We start from the raw sequence: 17,221 nt of genomic DNA on the forward strand, positions 1-17,221 counted from the left end.
AATAGGGGTTTATTTTGGATATGCGCAGACAGTTGGCCCGTATCGCCGGGCTGGTATTATTGGCTATGTGTTGGGCACCGTTGAGTTGGGCCGCGCAAGGATGGCAACCGCTGGCGGAGAAGATCAACAAGAGCGAACACGATCCACGTCAGTATGAAGCGATCAAGTTGGCTAACGGCATGACGGTGTTGCTGGTGTCCGATGCCCGGGCACCGAAATCGCTGGCGGCGCTGGCATTGCCGGTTGGGTCACTCGAAGATCCGAACAGCCAACTGGGCTTGGCGCACTATCTGGAGCATATGGTACTGATGGGCTCCAAACGTTACCCAGAGCCGGAGAACCTGTCCGAATTCCTGAAAAAGCACGGCGGCAGCCACAACGCCAGCACGGCCTCTTATCGCACTGCCTTCTATCTGGAAGTGGAAAATGACGCGCTGGAGCAGGCGGTCGATCGCATGGCCGACGCCATTGCCGAGCCGCTGCTGGATCCGGGCAATGCCGATCGCGAGCGCAACGCGGTGAACGCCGAATTGACGATGGCGCGTTCGCGCGACGGCATGCGTATGGCGCAGGTCGGCGCGGAAACCCTTAACCCGGCGCATCCGAGCGCGCGCTTCTCCGGCGGTAATCTCGATACGCTGAAAGACAAGCCGGACAGCAAATTGCACGATGAGCTGACCGGCTTCTATAAACGCTACTACTCCGCCAACCTGATGATGGGCGTTTTGTACGGCAATCAGCCGTTGCCGCAGCTGGCTGATATTGCGGCGAAAACCTTCGGCCGCGTGCCGAATCACGACGCCAGCGTGCCGCCGATCACCGTGCCGGCCGTGACGCCGGAACAGCAGGGCATCATCATTCACTATGTGCCGGCGCAGCCGCGCAAGCAGCTGAAGGTCGAGTTCCGCATCGATAACAACAGCGCCGCGTTTCGCAGCAAAACCGATACCTACATCAGCTACCTGATCGGCAACCGCAGCAAGAACACGCTGTCTGACTGGTTGCAGAAGCAGGGGCTGGCGGACGCCATCAATGCCGGCGCCGATCCGATGGTCGATCGCAACGGCGGCGTCTTCGCCATCAGCGTCTCCCTGACCGACAAAGGCCTGGCCCAGCGCGACGAAGTCGTCGCCGCCATTTTCAACTACCTGAAAATGCTGCGCAGCGAAGGCATCAAGCAGAGCTACTTCGATGAAATCTCGCATGTTCTGAACCTGGATTTCCGTTATCCGTCGATCACGCGCGACATGGACTACATCGAATGGCTGGTGGACACGATGCTGCGCGTGCCGGTTGAGCATGCGCTGGACGCGCCTTACCTGGCCGATCGTTATGATCCTAAGGCGATCGCCGAACGTCTGGATGCCATGACGCCGCAAAACGCGCGCATCTGGTTCGTCAGCCCGGATGAGCCGCACAACAAGACGGCCTATTTCGTCAACGCGCCTTACCAGGTCGACAAAATCACGCCGCAGCGCTTTACGCAGTGGCAGCAGCTGGGCAGCGGCATTTCCCTGTCGTTGCCGGCGCTCAACCCGTACATCCCGGATGACTTTACCCTGACCAAGCCGTCGCACGAGTTCAAAAAGCCGGAAATGGTGGTGGATAAACCTGGCCTGCGCGTGCTGTACATGCCGAGCCGTTACTTCGCCGACGAGCCGAAGGCCGACGTCACCGTCGCTTTCCGCAACGCCAAGACCATGGATTCCGCGCGTAACCAGGTGCTGTTCTCGCTGACGGATTATCTGGCCGGCCTCGCGCTGGATCAGCTGAGCTATCAGGCATCGGTCGGCGGACTGAGCTTCTCGACCTCGCCGAACAACGGCCTGATGTTTAACGCCAACGGTTTTACCCAGCGTTTGCCGCAGTTGCTGACGGCGCTGATCGAGGGCTATTCCAGCTTCACGCCGACGGAAGATCAGCTGGCGCAGGCCAAATCCTGGTATCTGGAACAGTTGGACGCCGCCGAGAAGGGCAAGGCGTTTGAGCTGGCCATTCAGCCGGTGCAGATGGTTTCGCGCGTGCCGTATTCCGAACGCCGCGAGCGCCGCGAAGTGCTGAAGACGCTGACGCTGAAAGACGTGCTGGCCTATCGCGATAGCCTGCTGGCCGAGGCCACGCCAGAGCTGTTGGTGGTGGGCAACATGAGCAAGCAGCAGGTCGACACGCTGGCGTCGACGCTGAAGCATCGCCTGGGCTGTACCGGCATTGAATGGTGGCACGGCGAAGATGTGGTGGTGGACAAGAATCAGCTGGCCAACCTGCAACAGGTGGGCAGCAGCACCGACTCGGCGCTGGCGGCGGTCTATGTGCCGACCGGCTACGACGAAGTGACCGGCATGGCCTACAGCTCGCTGCTGGGGCAGATTATTCAGCCGTGGTTCTATAGCCAACTGCGCACTCAGGAGCAATTGGGGTATGCGGTCTTTGCCTTCCCGATGTCGGTGGGGCGCCAGTGGGGCGTGGGCTTCCTGTTGCAGAGCAACAGCAAGCAGCCGGCCTACCTGTACCAGCGCTATCAGGATTTCTACCCGAAAACCGAGAAGCGCTTGCGCGACATGAGCGAGGCGGACTTTGAGCAGTACAAACAGGCGCTCATCAATGAGCTGAAGCAGCGGCCGCAAACCCTGAGCGAAGAGGCCAGTCGGTTCGCCAACGATTTCGATCGCGGCAATTTTGCCTTCGATACCCGTCAGAAGCTGATTGCGCAGGTGCAACAGCTGACGTCGGCCAAACTGGCGGATTATTTCCACCAGGCGGTGATCCAGCCACAGGGGCTGGCGGTGCTGTCACAGGTGAGTGGCAGCGGGCAAGACAAGGCGGATTACGCGGCGCCTAAGGACTGGGTCACCTATCCGAACGCGTCTGCATTGCAGCAGATCCTGCCGCGCAAAGTGGCGACGCCATGACGGAAACTGCCCCGCAGAGGCTGGAGCCGCTGACGCTGCCGCTGTTCGGCGAACGCCTGATCGAGGCGTCGGCGGGCACCGGCAAAACCTTTACCATCGGCGCGCTGTATCTGCGTCTGCTGCTGGGGTTGGGCGGTGAAGCGGCGTTTCCTCGCCCGCTGACGGTAGAAGAAATCCTGGTGGTGACCTTTACCGAGGCCGCCACTGAGGAGCTGCGCGGGCGTATCCGCGACAATATTCACGGATTACGCATCGCCTGTGTACGGGGCGTCAGCGCCAACCCGCTGTTTTCGGCGCTAATGGCTGAAATTGACGATTTGACCGACGCCGCTTCGCAGCTGCTGGCGGCGGAGCGGCAGATGGACGAAGCGGCGATCTACACCATTCACGGCTTTTGCCAACGAATGCTGACGCACAACGCCTTCGAGTCCGGCATGCTGTTTGAACAAACGCTGGTGCAGGACGAGCTGCCGCTGCGGCGGCAGGCCTGTGCCGACTTCTGGCGTCGCCACTGCTATCCGTTGCCGCTGGGCGTGGCGCGTGCGGTCAGCCAGGAGTGGAGCGGCCCGGAAGCGTTGCTGGCCGATCTCTCCGGTTATCTGCACGGTGAAGCGCCGGCGCTGCGTCGGCCGCCGAAGGAGGAAGAAACCGTCCTGATGCGCCACGAGCAGATCGTCGCACGCATCGACGCCATCAAGGCGCAATGGCGGGCGGCGGCGGGCGAGCTGGAGGCGCTGATCGCCCAGTCAGGCGTCGATAAGCGCAGTTACAGCAGCAAGCACCTGCCGAACTGGCTGAACAAGGTCGGCGAATGGAGCGGGCAGGAGACTCAGGACTACCAGCTGCCGAAGGAACTGGATAAATTTCGCCAGTCGGTGCTGCTGGAGAAGACCAAGAAAGGCGAGCCGCCGCGGCATGCGCTGTTCACGGCGATAGATGAACTGTTCGATGAACCCTTGACGCTGCGCGACCTGATCATGGCGCGCGCGCTCAGCGAGATCCGCACTTCCATTCAGCAGGAAAAGCGCCAGCGCGCCGAGCTGGGGTTTGACGACCTGCTCAGCCGGCTGGACGGCGCCCTGCAAAGCGGCGGCGGCGAACAGCTGGCGCAGGCGATCCGTCAGCGCTACCCGGTGGCGATGATCGATGAATTCCAGGATACCGATCCGCAGCAATACCGTATTTTCCAAAAGCTTTACGTCGGCCGGCCCGATTGCGGCTTGCTGCTGATCGGCGATCCCAAGCAGGCTATTTACGCCTTTCGCGGCGCCGACATTTTTACCTACATGCGGGCGCGTTCAGAGGTGAGCGCCCACTATACGCTGGAGACTAACTGGCGCTCGTCGCCGTCGATGGTCGCCAGCGTTAATCACCTGTTTTCTCAGGTAGAAAAGCCTTTCCTGTTCGGCCAAATCCCCTTTATCGAGGTCAGCGCGGCAGAAAAGAACCAAGGGTTGGCGTTTGACCTGCACGGCAAGCCGCAACCGGCGATGCAGTTCTGGCTGCAGCAGGGGGAAGGCGCCGGTGTAAGTGATTACCAACAGTTGATGGCGCGCCTGTGCGCCACGCAAATTCGTGACTGGCTCAGCGCCGGGCAGCAGGGCCAGGCGTGGCTGCAGGGCGGCAAAGAGCCAAGGCCGGTACAAGCTTCCGATATCACGGTGCTGGTGCGCAGCCGCAATGAGGCTGCGTTGGTGCGCGATGCGCTGAGCGCGCTGTCCATTCCATCGGTGTATCTATCCAACCGCGACAGCGTGTTCGACACCCCGGAGGCCAAAGACCTGCTGTGGTTGTTGCAGGCGGTGTTGGCGCCGGAACAGGAGCGCACGCTGCGCAGCGCCATGGCCACCGGGCTGATGGGGCTGGACGCGCCGACGCTGGACGGCCTGAGCCGCGATGAGCGCGCCTGGGACGCGTTGGTTAATGAATTCGACGATTACCGCACGCTCTGGCTGCGCCGCGGCGTGTTGCCGATGCTGAGCGAGGTGATGAAAGCGCGCCAGCTGGCGGAGAACCTGCTGGCCAGCGCCGGCGGCGAGCGTCGCTTGACCGACGTGCTGCACCTGGGGGAGCTGTTGCAAGAGGCGGCGGCGCAGCTCGACAGCGAGCATGCGCTGGTTCGCTGGTTGGCGCAGCAGATTGCCCAGCCTAATCGCCAGTCCGACAATCAACAGCTGCGGCTGGAGAGCGACCGGCATCTGGTGCAGGTGATCACCATCCACAAGTCTAAGGGGCTGGAATTCGATCTGGTGTGGCTGCCGTTCGTCGGCAATTTCCGCCAGCAGCAACAGGCGCTGTATCACGATCGCCATAGCTTCCAGGCATTGCTGGATCTCGACGCCAATGAAGAGAGCCAGGCCTGGGCAGAGGAGGAGCGGTTGGCGGAAGACCTGCGTCTGCTGTACGTGGCGCTGACCCGCTCGGTGTATCACTGCAGCATCGGCATCGCGCCGTTGTTCCAGGGCACGCGCAAGAAACAGGGCGAGACCGATCTGCACCGCAGCGCATTGGGTTATCTGGTGCAGGGCGGGCAGGCCGGCGACGCGGCGTATCTGCAGGAGCGGCTGCAGCAATTGGCGGGCGGCGGCATTGCGCTGTCGCTGGTGGAACCGCCGGACGAGGCGCCCTGGCAGCCCCAGGCGGCGCTGGCCGAAGCGTTGGCGGCGAAAAACTTTACCCGGCGGATCCAGGATTTTTGGCGGGTGACCAGCTATACCGGTTTGCAACAGCACGGCGCGAGTCTGATGCAGGATCTGCTGCCGCGTCTGGATGTTGACGCCGCGGGCGAGCGCGGGGAAGAAAGTGAGCCAGCGCTCACACCGCATACCTTCCCGCGCGGCGCAACGCCCGGCACCTTCTTGCACAGCCTGTTCGAAACATTGGATTTCACTCAGCCGTTGGACGAACAGTGGCTGCTGGCACAGCTGCAACAGCACGGGTTCGCCGAACATTGGCAGCCGATTTTGCTGGCGTGGATGCGGGTATTGCTCAACACGCCGCTCGCCGACAGCGGTGTGACGCTGGCGGCGCTGACGCCGCAGCACAAGCAGGCCGAGCTGCAGTTCTATTTGCCGATTAACCGGTTGTTGCAGGCGAAGGAGCTCGATGCCCTGGTGAAGCGTTACGATCCGCTTTCCGCCCGCTGTCCGGCGCTGGATTTTCATCAGGTGCAGGGCATGCTGAAAGGCTTTATCGACCTGGTGTTCTGCTGGCAGGGCAAATACTACCTGCTGGACTACAAGTCCAACTGGCTGGGGGAAGACAGTAGCGCCTATACCCGGCCGGCGATGGAGCAGGCGATGGCGGAGCATCGTTACGATCTGCAATACCAGCTGTATACGCTGGCGCTGCATCGTTATCTGCGTCATCGGTTGCCGGATTACGATTATCGGCGCCATTTTGGCGGGGTGATTTATCTGTTCCTGCGCGGCGTGGATGCGGCGCACCCGGGCAACGGCATTTTCACCTGTCTCCCCGAGTTTGAGTTGGTGGAGGGGATGGATCGCTTGTTCAGCGGCGAAGCTGCGGCGACGGAGGAAGGATCATGATCGCACTGCTGGAGCAGGCGGTAGCGCTTGGCGTGCTGCGCCCGCTGGACGTGCAGTTCGCCCGCGTGGTGGCGAACGAAGACGAGCCCGATATTTTGCTGGCCGCCGCCTGCCTGAGCGCAGAGGCGGGGGCCGGTCACGTCTGTCTGATGCTGGAACAGCTGCAGGCGGACACGCTGTTTGAAGGGCGCCAGCCGGCGTTGGCGCTGGCGGTGTGGGAGGCGGCCGGGCGACCGGATAGCGCGCGTTGGCAGCAGCGTTTGGCGGCCAGCGCAGCGGTCGGGGACGGCAGTAGCGCTACGCCACTGGTGCTGCGCGGGCCGCGCCTGTATCTGCAGCGCATGTGGCAAAACGAAGGTGAAGTGGCGGCGTTTATCGGCGGTGAAGGCGAGTCGTTGGCGGTACCGGAGGCTGAGCTGCGCATTATTCTCGACCGCTTGTTCGGCGCGGCGAGTGACGAGCCCGATTGGCAGAAGATCGCCGCCGCAGTGGCCGCTACGCGGCGTATCGCGGTCATTTCCGGCGGGCCTGGCACCGGTAAAACCACCACCGTCGCCAAGCTGTTGGCGGCGCTGGTGCAGCTGGATGAAGGCGCGCGCTTGCGCATTCAGCTGGCGGCACCGACCGGCAAGGCGGCGGCGCGCCTGACGGAGTCGCTTGGCAGCGCCAGCCGTCAACTGGCGCTGACCCCGGCGCAGCAGGCGCTGTTCCCGACGGAGGCGGCGACGTTGCACCGTCTGTTGGGGGCGCAACCGAACAGTCAGCGCATGCGCTATCACCGTGGCAACCGACTGCATTTGGATGTGCTGGTGGTGGATGAGGCCTCGATGGTCGATCTGCCGATGATGGCACGCCTGATTGCCGCGTTGCCCGATCGGGCGCGGGTGATTTTCCTCGGCGACCGCGATCAGCTGGCCTCGGTGGAGGCCGGCGCGGTGCTGGGAGATATTTGCCGCTTTGCCGAGCAGGGATACAGCGACGCGCGTGCCGCAGAGCTGAGCCGCCTGACCGGCTGTTCGCTCGCAGGGCAGCAGGCCGATGCGGAAGCGGCGGTGCGCGACAGCCTGTGTCTGCTGCGCAAGAGCTACCGTTTCGATGCCCGTTCCGGTATCGGTCAGTTGGCGTTGGCGGTCAACGCCGGTGCGGGGGATCGCGCGCTGGCGGCATTAAACGGCAGTTTCGGCGATGTCACGGGCTATGCGCTGGCGACGAGCGAAGAGTATCAGGCGCTGTTGGATGCCTGCGTGGCGGGCTATCGCGACTATTTGCGGCTGACCGCCGAAGGCGCGGACGCGGCGGCGGTGCTGGCGGCCTTTGGCCGTTTTCAGGTGCTGTGCGCGCTGCGTGAAGGGCCGTTCGGCGTCGCCGGCTTGAATGATCGTATTGAGCTCGGGCTGCAGCGTGCCGGTCTGATCGACCGCAAACCGGGCGTGCTCGGCCGCTGGTACCGGGGCCGGCCGGTGATGATCGGCCGCAACGACAGCGCGCTGGGGCTGTTCAATGGGGATATCGGCATCACGCTGCCGGATGAGCACGGCGATCTGCGCGTGCATTTCCAACTGCCGGACGGCAGCATCAAGTCGGTGCAGCCGAGCCGTTTGCCGGCGCATGAAACCGCCTATGCCATGACGGTGCACAAATCTCAGGGATCGGAGTTTGACCATACGGTCCTGGTGTTGCCGAATCACTTCCTGCCGGTGCTGACGCGTGAGCTGGTCTATACCGCGATCACTCGCGCGCGTAAGCAGCTCTCGCTGTATGCCACGGAGGCGGTGTTGCTGCGGGCCATTCGCATGCCGACTCAGCGTCGCAGCGGATTGGCTGAACGGCTGCAGGCGACGGAATAAGCGTTGAAGGGGCGCGGCAACGGCCGCGCCGTGGGGATTACAGATCGGCCAGCAGGATTTTGGAACGACGCTGGTAGTTATACAGCGCCTGCTTTTGCATCGGCAGCACGTCGACTTCCGCCGGGGTGAATCCGCGCTCCTGGAACCAATGGATGCTGCGGGTGGTCAGCACGAACAGCTTCTTCAGCCCCATCTGCCGCGCCTGGTTTTCCACCCGCTGCAGCAGCATCTCGCCGCGCGAAGAACTGCGGTAATCGGGATGTACCGCGACACAGGCCATCTCACCGATTTTTTCCTCTAAGAACGGGTACAGCGCCGCGCAGGCGATGGTCAGGTTGTCGCGTTCGATAATGGTGAACTTGTCGATCTCCATCTCCAGCTGTTCACGCGAACGGCGCACCAGAATACCCTGCTGCTCGAGCGGCCGAATCAGCTCCAGGATGCCGCCGATGTCGTTGATCGTCGCCCGGCGCACCTGTTCGGCGCTCTCCATCACGATTTGGGTGCCGATGCCGTCGCGCGAGAACAGCTCCTGCACCAGCGCGCCGTCCTCCTGGTAGCTGATCAGGTGGCTGCGGCGTACGCCGCTGCGGCAGCCTTTTACCGCGCCGCGCAGGAAGCGCACGGTGCCGGAATGGTAGTCGCCGCCTTCCTCGAGCTCTTCAAGGCGCTTTTGCGCGTCGTTGGGGAACAGCTCGGAAAGGATGTTCCCCTCCGCGTCGGTCACGCCCTGTGAGGAGCAGAAACCGATCATTTTTTCCGCTTTCAGCTTGATCGCCAATTGGGTAGCCACTTCTTCCGAAGTCAGGTTGAAGCTCTCGCCGGTGACCGAAACCGCGACCGGGCCGATCAGCACGATGGCGTTGCTGTCGAGCTGGCGGTGGATCGCGTCTTCATCGATGCGGCGAATGCGGCCGCTGTGACAGTAGTCGATGCCGTCATCGACGCCCAGCGGCTGCGCGATGATGAAGTTGCCGCTGACCACGTTGATATGCGCACCTTGCAGCGGCGTGTTGTTGAGGCTCATCGACAGCCGGGCGGTGATATCGAGCTGCAACAAACCGGCGGCCTGCTTGACCAGCTCGAGCGTATGGGCGTCGGTCACGCGGGTGTGTTTGTGGTAGATCGGCTCATAGTTGTGCTGCGCCAGATTGGCGTCGATCTGCGGCCGTGCGCCGTAAACCACCACCAGGCGAATGCCCAGACTATGCAGCAGCCCGATATCGTTGACGATGTTGGAGAAATTCTCGTGTTCGATGGCTTCCCCGCCGAGCATGATGACAAACGTCTTGCCGCGGTGGGCATTGATATAGGGGACTGAGTGACGGAATCCTTGCACCAGCTCTGTACTACGTTCCTTCACGACAAACCTCTTTTGCATATTTATACGGTATTTTTGTATTTTTATTCTTTTATTGCGCCGATGGCAAGCGGGAAATCGTCATGAAGAGTGCGCTAAGGGTGCTAAATGGTTAATAAATTGAAAAACCATAAAAAGATTTTCTGATGACAGGGCTGGAATGATTGGTTAAAGTTTTCGGCATCCCCATTTTATTGGTGTTTTTTTCATCTGTTGTAAACAGCTATTACTGCCGGAGCCGCATGCCAAACTCTAATCACAATCTGGGCCGCCGTCGTTTATTACAGGGCGTTGCCGCCAGCTGGTTGCTGAGTGTGAGTCGTACAGGCTTCGCCGCGTCATCGCACGTGATCGCCGTGCGCGTCTGGCCATCCTCCACCTATACCCGCGTCACGCTGGAATCCAACGTCGAGCTGAAATACAAGCAGTTTGCCCTGACCAATCCCGATCGCGTGGTGGTGGACATCGAAGGCGTTCACCTTAACAGCGTGCTGAAAGGCATCGCCGGGCAGGTACGTGCCGACGACCCTTATCTCAAGCAGGCGCGCGTCGGCCAGTTCGATCAGAATACCGTGCGGCTGGTGCTGGAGCTCAAGCAGAGCGTCAGCCCGCATATTTTCACGCTGGCGCCGGTGCCGGAGTATCGCAACCGCCTGGTAATGGATCTCTACCCGACCAAGGCCGGCAGCGGCGGCGAGGAGTATGATCCGCTACTGGCGTTACTGGAAGATTACAATAAGGGCGATCTGGAGCGCACGCTGCCGCCGGAGGCGCCGCAGGCCGGCAAGGCGGGGCGCGATCGGCCGATCGTCATCATGCTGGATCCCGGCCACGGTGGTGAAGATCCCGGCGCTATCGGCAAGTACAAGACGCGCGAGAAAGACATCGTATTGCAGATTGCCCGCAAGCTGAGCGCCATGATCAAGCGCGAGCCGAACATGAAGGTGTTCATGACGCGCAACGAAGACGTGTTTATCCCGCTCAAGGTGCGCGTCGCCAAGGCGCGCAAGCAGCGCGCGGATCTGTTCGTTTCGATTCACGCCGATGCCTTTACCAGCCGCGCAGCGCGCGGTTCATCGGTGTTCGCGCTGTCTACCAAGGGCGCCACCAGCTCGGCGGCCAAGTTCCTGGCGCAGACGCAGAATGCTTCGGACCAAATTGGCGGCGTCAGCAAGAGCGGCGACCGCTATCTCGACCACACCATGTTTGATCTGATCCAGACCGCGACCATCAACGACAGCCTGAAGTTCGGCAAGGAAGTGTTGAATCGGATGGGGAAAATCAACCGGTTGCACAAGAATCGCGTCGATCAGGCCGGTTTTGCGGTGTTGAAAGCGCCGGATATCCCGTCGATCCTGGTGGAAACGGCGTTTATCAGCAACATTGAGGAGGAGCGCAAGCTGCGCACCAGCCATTTCCAGCAGCAGGTGGCAGAGTCGATTCTGGCGGGCATCAAGGCTTATTTCGCCAACGGCGGCGCGCTGGCGAGCCGATAGAAGCCGGGCCGGGCGCGAGTCCGGCTATTTTGCGGATTGCAGATACAAAAAAACACCCCTCAGGGTGCTTGTCTGTTGTCATCAAGAGTTGGTTGCGGAGGCCGGATTTGAACCGACGACCTTCGGGTTATGAGCCCGACGAGCTACCAGGCTGCTCCACCCCGCGTCCGTCTTGATGCTGTATTACTACGAAACCACCGTTTCATGGTATGCCGCTGGTACGGCATTCGGTTGGTTGCGGGGGCCGGATTTGAACCGACGACCTTCGGGTTATGAGCCCGACGAGCTACCAGGCTGCTCCACCCCGCGTCCGTATAATACTTTGTTATCGAAGCCAAACACAAATACCGCTAATGCGGCATCGGTTGGTTGCGGGGGCCGGATTTGAACCGACGACCTTCGGGTTATGAGCCCGACGAGCTACCAGGCTGCTCCACCCCGCGTCCGATGGATGCGCACTATACTCTCCATGCGTTTTGTTGCAAACCCTTTTTGCATTTTATTGGCCTAAACCCGTTTTTCTGCTGGATTTGCCCGCAATTTGCCTTCTTTTTCATCACCATCCTCCATGCGGCTTTTTTTATTTGCAGCGATTCCTTTATCAATGAGCGTTTGTTATCGTTCAGCCGGTAGATCATATCAGTTTGAGAGTGTGCGCGATGAAAGGACGTTGGGGCAAATACCTGCTGGGCGGGTTGATGGTGGCGGTGTTGGCGGGCTGTTCGTCCAAGCCGACCGATCGGGGTCAGCAATATAAAGACGGCCGTCTGGATCAATCGCTGGAGCTGGTCAATCAGCCCAACGCCAAAGGTTCGCCGGTCAACGCCAAGGACTACTCGGATCAGCTGATGGAGATCAAGTACGCGTCGCCTTCGCTGTTTAACCGCAACAGCAGCACCTATCAGGCGGTGCAAAGCTGGATGGCGTCCGGCGCCGACACGCGCATGCTGAGCCAGTACGGCCTCAGCGCTTACCAGATGGAAGGCGTCGACAATTACGGCAACGTGCAGTTTACCGGCTACTACACGCCGGTGGTGCAGGCGCGCTATACCCAACAGGGCGAGTTCCGCTATCCGCTGTACCGCATGCCGCCGAAGGGCAGAGGCCGCTTGCCGGATCGCGCGGGCATCTATTCCGGCGCGCTCGACGATCGCTATATCATCGCTTACACCAACTCGCTGATGGACAACTTCATGATGGAAGTCCAGGGCAGTGGCTACGTCGACTACGGCAACGGCCAGCCGCTGGTGTTCTTCGGCTACGGCGGCAAGAACGGCCACGCCTATCGCAGCATCGGCAAGGTGCTGATCGATCGCGGCGAAGTGGCCAAGGCTGACATGTCGATGCAGGCGATCCGTCAGTGGGCGGATACCCACAGCGCCGCAGAGGTGCGTGAGCTGCTGGAGCAGAATCCGTCGTTCGTGTTCTTCCGCCCGGAAGCTTTTGCGCCGGTGAAGGGCGCCAGCGCGGTGCCGCTGATCGCCAAAGCCTCGGTGGCCTCCGACCGTTCGCTGATCCCGGCGGGCACCACGCTGCTGGCCGAAGTGCCGCTGCTGGACAACAAGGGCAAATTCACGGGAAAATACGAGATGCGCCTGATGGTCGCGCTCGACGTGGGCGGCGCCATCAAGGGCCAGCATTTTGACATGTATCAGGGCATCGGGCCGGAAGCCGGCCACTCGGCGGGATACTACAACCACTATGGCCGCGTCTGGGTGCTGAAGAACAACGGCGGTGGCCAGCTGTTCAGCGCCAATCAGTCAAACGGCGGCGGTTCGTTGCTGGCCACCCGCTAAACGCATACGGCGTGAAAAGAGTGACCCGCAAGGGCCGGATTTTCCGGCCCTTATCATTTGCATTACGAAGGTAATTAAAGCGTTATGAGCACAGCTTATTCGGAAGCCTATCTGCAGCGTTTCGGCGGCACGGCGCGGTTGTACGGCCAGCAGGCGCTGGCGGTGTTCGCGCAGGCGCACGTCTGCGTGATCGGCATCGGCGGCGTGGGTTCCTGGGCGGCTGAGGCACTGGCGCGCACCGGCATCGGCGCCATCACCCTGATCGACATGGATGATGTTTGCGTCACCAATACCAACCGCCAGATCCACGCGTTGCGCCAACACGTCGGACAGTCGAAAACCGAGGTGATGGCGGAGCGTATCCTGGCGATTAACCCGGAATGCCGGGTGACCTGCATCGACGATTTCATCACCCCGGACAACGTCGCCGAGCTGCTGGACCATAACTTCAGCTACGTCATCGACGCGATCGACAGCGTGCGGCCGAAGGCGGCGTTGCTGTCATACTGCCGCCGCTTCAAGATCCCGGTGGTGACTACCGGCGGCGCCGGCGGGCAGATTGACCCGACCAAGATCGAAGTGGCCGATCTGGCGAAAACCATCCAGGATCCGCTGGCCGCCAAGCTGCGTGAGCGGTTGAAGCACGATTTCAACGTGGTGAAAAACGGCAAGGGCAAGCTGGGCATCGACTGCGTCTTCTCCAGCGAGCCGCTGGTTTACCCGCAGCCGGACGGTTCGGTGTGCGCTTCGCGCAGCACGGCGGAAGGGCCGAAAAGAATGGATTGCAGCGCGGGATTCGGCGCGGCGACCATGGTCACCGCGACCTTCGGCTTCGTCGCCGTGTCGCACGCGCTGAAAAAGATGGTGGCGAAGGCGGCGCGTCAGGCGTAACGGGCGGCGATCGCCTTTACGGCGGCGGCCAGCGCCGCCAGGCCGCTGGCGCGGGTGGCGCTCAGCTGCGCGCGCAATGCCAGGCGGTCGAACAGCGCCAGCGGATCCAATGCGGCGATCTGCTGCGGCGTTTTCCCTTCCACTTCGGTCAGCAGCACCGCCAACAGGCCGCGCACGATGCGGCCTTCGCTGTCGCCATAGAAGTGCAGCGTGCCGTCTTCCAGCAACTGGTGCCCCAACCAGACGCGGTTTTCACACCCGCTCAACGCTATTTCTTCACTGCGCAAGGCCTCCGGCAGCGGCGGCAGCCGTTTCGCGAGCATAATCAGCTGGCGGTAGCGGTCTTCCCACTGTTTCAGCGTGCTGAAGGTGGCGATCAACGCTTCGGCGGTGACCTCTCGGCCAAAAGGATGGGGGGCGAGCATAGCGTCTCCGGGAGTCAAGTCAGTCGGCCAGCAGATCGAGGGCGTGAGTCAACGCGCTGACCAGCGTATCGACGTCCTGTTGCGTATTGTAGGGGGCGAACGATGCGCGCAGCGTGCCGCTGACGCCTAACGCCGCCATCAGCGGCTGCGCGCAGTGTTGGCCGGCGCGCAGCGCAATGCCTTGCTCCGCCAACAGCGTGACGATGTCGCTGTGGTGTACGCCGGCGATATCGAACGCCAGCAGGCTGGAGCCGGAGCTGCGGAAGCTGCGAAAGCCCGGCAGCTGCGCTAACCGCTGTTCCGCCTGGTCCGCCAGCTCGCGGCTGTAGCGCTCCGCCGCCGCCATGTCCTGCTCGTTGAGCCAGGTGAGCGCCGCGGCCAACCCCAGCACGCCGGCGATGTTCGGCGTGCCGGCTTCGAAGCAGTGCGGCGGTTTTTGCGGGGTAAAACCGTCGAACGACGCCTGGGTCAGCATCTTGCCGCCGCCTTGCCACGGCGCCATCTGCGCCAGCAGCTCGGCTTTGCCGTACAGCGCGCCGATGCCGGTCGGGCCATACAGCTTGTGGCCGGAGAAGGCGTAGAAATCGATGTCGAGCCGCTGTACGTCGGCCGGGCCGTGAACCACGCCCTGAGCGCCGTCGATCATCACGCGTGCGCCGGCGGCATGCGCCAGCGCGATAGCCGGCGCCAGATCCGGGCAGCCGCCGGTGACGTTGGACATTTGCCCCAGCGCCAACAGGCGGGTTTTGTCGTTGAGCAGGGTGGGCAGCTGCGTCAAATCCGGCAACCGATCGGCGCCGATCGGCAGTTTCACCACCCGCGCGCCGGTTTGCTCTGCCACCATCAGCCAGGGGATCAGGTTGGCGTGGTGTTCCGCTTCGCTCACCAGGATTTCATCGCCCGGCTGCAGGCGCGGACGCAGGTAGCTCTGCGCCACCAGGTTGATCGCCTCGGTGGTGCCGCGCATCCAGACGATGTCGTCGGCCGACGGTGCATTGATCAGCTGCGCCACCTGGCCGCGCGCTCGTTCGAAACGGGCGGTCAGATCCTGCGCCGCCCGATGCTGGCTGCGGTGCACGGTGGCGGCGTCATCGCGATAAAATTGCTGCGTGGCGTCGATCACCGCCTGCGGTTTCAACGCGGTGGCGGCGCTGTCCAGATAGATGCCGTCCTGCGCGAGCGCGGGAAACTGTTGGCGAAAAAGGCTGGGGTTAAAAGGCGTCATACCCTGATTATCACTGGCTTGAATCGATGGGTGATCCTGTCCTATTTTGCCGCCGGAGACAAGCGATCCTGCCTATTAGGACTTATCGCCTGGCAAAATTTGGAAAGTTTGTTATGCTATTAAATGTGCGCTAATTAATCGCATATATACAGATAAAAGGTATTTATCAGCATTTAAAACTACAAAGGAGTCCTCAATGAAGAAAACAGCCGCAGTTCTCTCTGCCCTGATGCTTACGTTCACCCTGGCCGCCTGTTCCAGCAACTACGTGATGCATACCAATGACGGACGCACCATTGTCGCTGACGGCAAGCCTAAAGTGGACAACGATACCGGCATGATCAGCTATAAAGACGCCAACGGCGTCGAGCAGCAGATCAACCGCGCCGATGTGAAAGAGATGGTTGAAAGCAACCAGTAACCGTCAGGCAAAAAAAAGCACCGCAAGTTTTGCGGTGCTGCATAAAATCACTATGGACAGACAGGGTAAATGTACAGGAAGTGAAAAAACAGTAGCCTAGCTACCATGTCCGGAATCGCCGGACAATTTGCAAACACAACATCACAACCACAAGCCAAAAGTTCATCGGCGTCCTCGACACCCACTCCCTTTTCGTTCCGGCCCGGGAAGTGCCGCCACTATAGGTATTTGCTGGCGCATCCTCAACGGACAAATTATAATGGATCGGATTAAAAAAACTAATGGCAATACGCCGTTAGCGTTTACCGATGGCTTGCCACGCAAAGCCGCCCGATTTTCGGCGCCGAATCATTCGGATTAATGTTACACAAAAGTAGCTAATTTAATGTCTAAACGCTTACCTCCCCTCAATGCGCTGCGCGTGTTCGATGCGGCCGCTCGCCACCTGAGTTTCACCAAGGCGGCGGAAGAGCTGTTCGTGACCCAGGCCGCGGTGAGCCACCAGATCAAGTCGCTGGAGGACTTCCTCGGGCTGAAGCTGTTTCGCCGGCGCAACCGCTCGCTGTTGCTGACCGAAGAGGGGCAAAGTTACTACCTTGATATCAAGGAGATCTTCTCTTCGATCAACGAGGCGACGCGCAAGCTGCAGGCGCGCAGCGCCAAGGGGGCATTGACCGTCAGCCTGCCGCCGAGCTTCGCCATTCAGTGGCTGGTGCCGCGCCTGTCCGGTTTTAACTCAGCTTATCCGGGGATCGACGTGCGCATCCAGGCGGTGGACCGCGAAGAAGACAAGCTGGCGGACGACGTCGACGTGGCGATTTTCTACGGCCGCGGCAACTGGCCGGGGCTGCGCGCCGAGCGCCTGTATGCGGAATATCTGCTGCCGGTGTGTTCGCCGAGCCTGCTGACCGGCGATCATCCTCTGAAAACCGCAGAGGATCTGGCTTATCATACGCTGCTGCACGACGTTTCACGCCGCGACTGGCTGGCCTATACGCGCCAGCTGGGGCTGCAGCACATCAACGTGCAGCAGGGGCCGATCTTCAGCCACAGCGCCATGGTGGTGCAGGCGGCGGTACACGGCCAGGGCGTGGCGCTGGTGAACAACGTGATGGCGCAAACCGAGATTGAAGCCGGTCGCCTGGTGTGCCCGTTCAACGATGTGCTGGTCAGTAAAAACGCTTTTTATCTGGTATGTCATGACAGCCAGGCAGAACTGGGTAAAATAGCCGCCTTCCGGCAGTGGATCCTGGCGCGTGCCGCCAGCGAACAAGAGAAGTTCCGCTTCCGCTACGAACAATAA

11 protein-coding genes and 3 tRNA genes are annotated in these 17,221 nt (G+C 61.3%); 8 read left to right on the forward strand and 6 right to left on the reverse strand.

Going from position 1 to position 17,221, the window contains the following annotated elements:
• Positions 1–20 precede the first annotated feature (20 nt).
• From ptrA to recD, 3 genes are read left to right on the forward strand one after another with little or no spacing between them, the layout of a single operon-like run.
• Entirely contained in the window at positions 21–2,909 is a 2,889-nt protein-coding gene (gene ptrA, locus GF111_RS17825; protein WP_147190190.1) for a pitrilysin, read from the forward strand.
• The gene (gene recB / locus GF111_RS17830) at positions 2,906–6,457 is read left to right on the forward strand and encodes an exodeoxyribonuclease V subunit beta (RefSeq protein ID WP_055317065.1); all 3,552 of its coding nucleotides are present in this window, start codon (positions 2,906–2,908) and stop codon (positions 6,455–6,457) included. Before ptrA ends, recB begins: the two co-directional genes overlap by 4 nt.
• Positions 6,454–8,304, forward strand: coding sequence for an exodeoxyribonuclease V subunit alpha (recD, locus tag GF111_RS17835; protein ID WP_038878723.1), 1,851 nt, complete (start codon positions 6,454–6,456; stop codon positions 8,302–8,304). Before recB ends, recD begins: the two co-directional genes overlap by 4 nt.
• Positions 8,305–8,341: 37 nt before the next feature.
• Here the strand turns inward: recD and argA are convergent, their stop codons facing one another.
• Positions 8,342–9,685, reverse strand: a complete 1,344-nt coding sequence (gene argA, locus GF111_RS17840) for an amino-acid N-acetyltransferase (protein ID WP_048234611.1) — start codon at positions 9,683–9,685, stop codon at positions 8,342–8,344.
• Positions 9,686–9,906: 221 nt separating this feature from the next.
• On the opposite strand from argA, the gene amiC reads away from it, so the two are divergent.
• Positions 9,907–11,160, forward strand: coding sequence for an N-acetylmuramoyl-L-alanine amidase AmiC (gene amiC, locus GF111_RS17845; RefSeq protein WP_047729977.1), 1,254 nt, complete (start codon positions 9,907–9,909; stop codon positions 11,158–11,160).
• An 89-nt stretch (positions 11,161–11,249) separates the two neighbouring features.
• On the opposite strand, the gene GF111_RS17850 is transcribed toward amiC, so the two are convergent.
• The 3 genes from GF111_RS17850 to GF111_RS17860 all read right to left on the reverse strand — a co-directional run bounded on the left by GF111_RS17850 (position 11,250) and on the right by GF111_RS17860 (position 11,603).
• Positions 11,250–11,326, reverse strand: a tRNA-Met gene (locus GF111_RS17850).
• 66 nt (positions 11,327–11,392) lie between these two features.
• Positions 11,393–11,469: transfer RNA gene (locus GF111_RS17855), tRNA-Met, on the reverse strand.
• Positions 11,470–11,526: 57 nt separating this feature from the next.
• Positions 11,527–11,603: transfer RNA gene (locus tag GF111_RS17860), tRNA-Met, on the reverse strand.
• A 216-nt stretch (positions 11,604–11,819) separates the two neighbouring features.
• On the opposite strand from GF111_RS17860, the gene mltA reads away from it, so the two are divergent.
• Positions 11,820–12,956 carry a murein transglycosylase A gene (gene mltA, locus GF111_RS17865; RefSeq protein WP_038878731.1) on the forward strand — a complete coding sequence of 379 codons (1,137 nt, stop codon included), beginning with the start codon at positions 11,820–11,822 and terminating at the stop codon, positions 12,954–12,956.
• An 84-nt stretch (positions 12,957–13,040) separates the two neighbouring features.
• Positions 13,041–13,847, forward strand: coding sequence for a tRNA cyclic N6-threonylcarbamoyladenosine(37) synthase TcdA (gene tcdA / locus GF111_RS17870; protein WP_004931886.1), 807 nt, complete (start codon positions 13,041–13,043; stop codon positions 13,845–13,847).
• Here tcdA and csdE read toward each other — a convergent pair.
• Both csdE and csdA read right to left on the reverse strand, forming a co-directional pair.
• Positions 13,838–14,272: a cysteine desulfurase sulfur acceptor subunit CsdE gene (gene csdE, locus GF111_RS17875; RefSeq protein ID WP_038878734.1), complete on the reverse strand. Its 435-nt coding sequence runs from the start codon at positions 14,270–14,272 to the stop codon at positions 13,838–13,840. The genes tcdA and csdE overlap by 10 nt on opposite strands.
• 19 nt (positions 14,273–14,291) lie before the next feature.
• A complete protein-coding gene (csdA, locus tag GF111_RS17880) occupies positions 14,292–15,497 on the reverse strand; it encodes a cysteine desulfurase CsdA (RefSeq protein WP_047729978.1) in 1,206 nt (401 codons plus the stop codon).
• A gap of 196 nt (positions 15,498–15,693) precedes the next feature.
• Between csdA and GF111_RS17885 the strand changes: the two genes are divergently transcribed.
• On the forward strand, positions 15,694–15,918 hold the full coding sequence (locus GF111_RS17885; protein WP_025304050.1) for a YgdI/YgdR family lipoprotein: 225 nt from the start codon (positions 15,694–15,696) through the stop codon (positions 15,916–15,918).
• A gap of 385 nt (positions 15,919–16,303) precedes the next feature.
• Complete coding sequence (locus tag GF111_RS17890) at positions 16,304–17,221, forward strand: transcriptional regulator GcvA (protein WP_025304049.1); 918 nt, start codon at positions 16,304–16,306, stop codon at positions 17,219–17,221.

This window comes from Serratia sp. HRI, from assembly GCF_010119335.3.
GTDB classification, from domain to species: Bacteria; Pseudomonadota; Gammaproteobacteria; order Enterobacterales; family Enterobacteriaceae; genus Serratia; species Serratia nevei.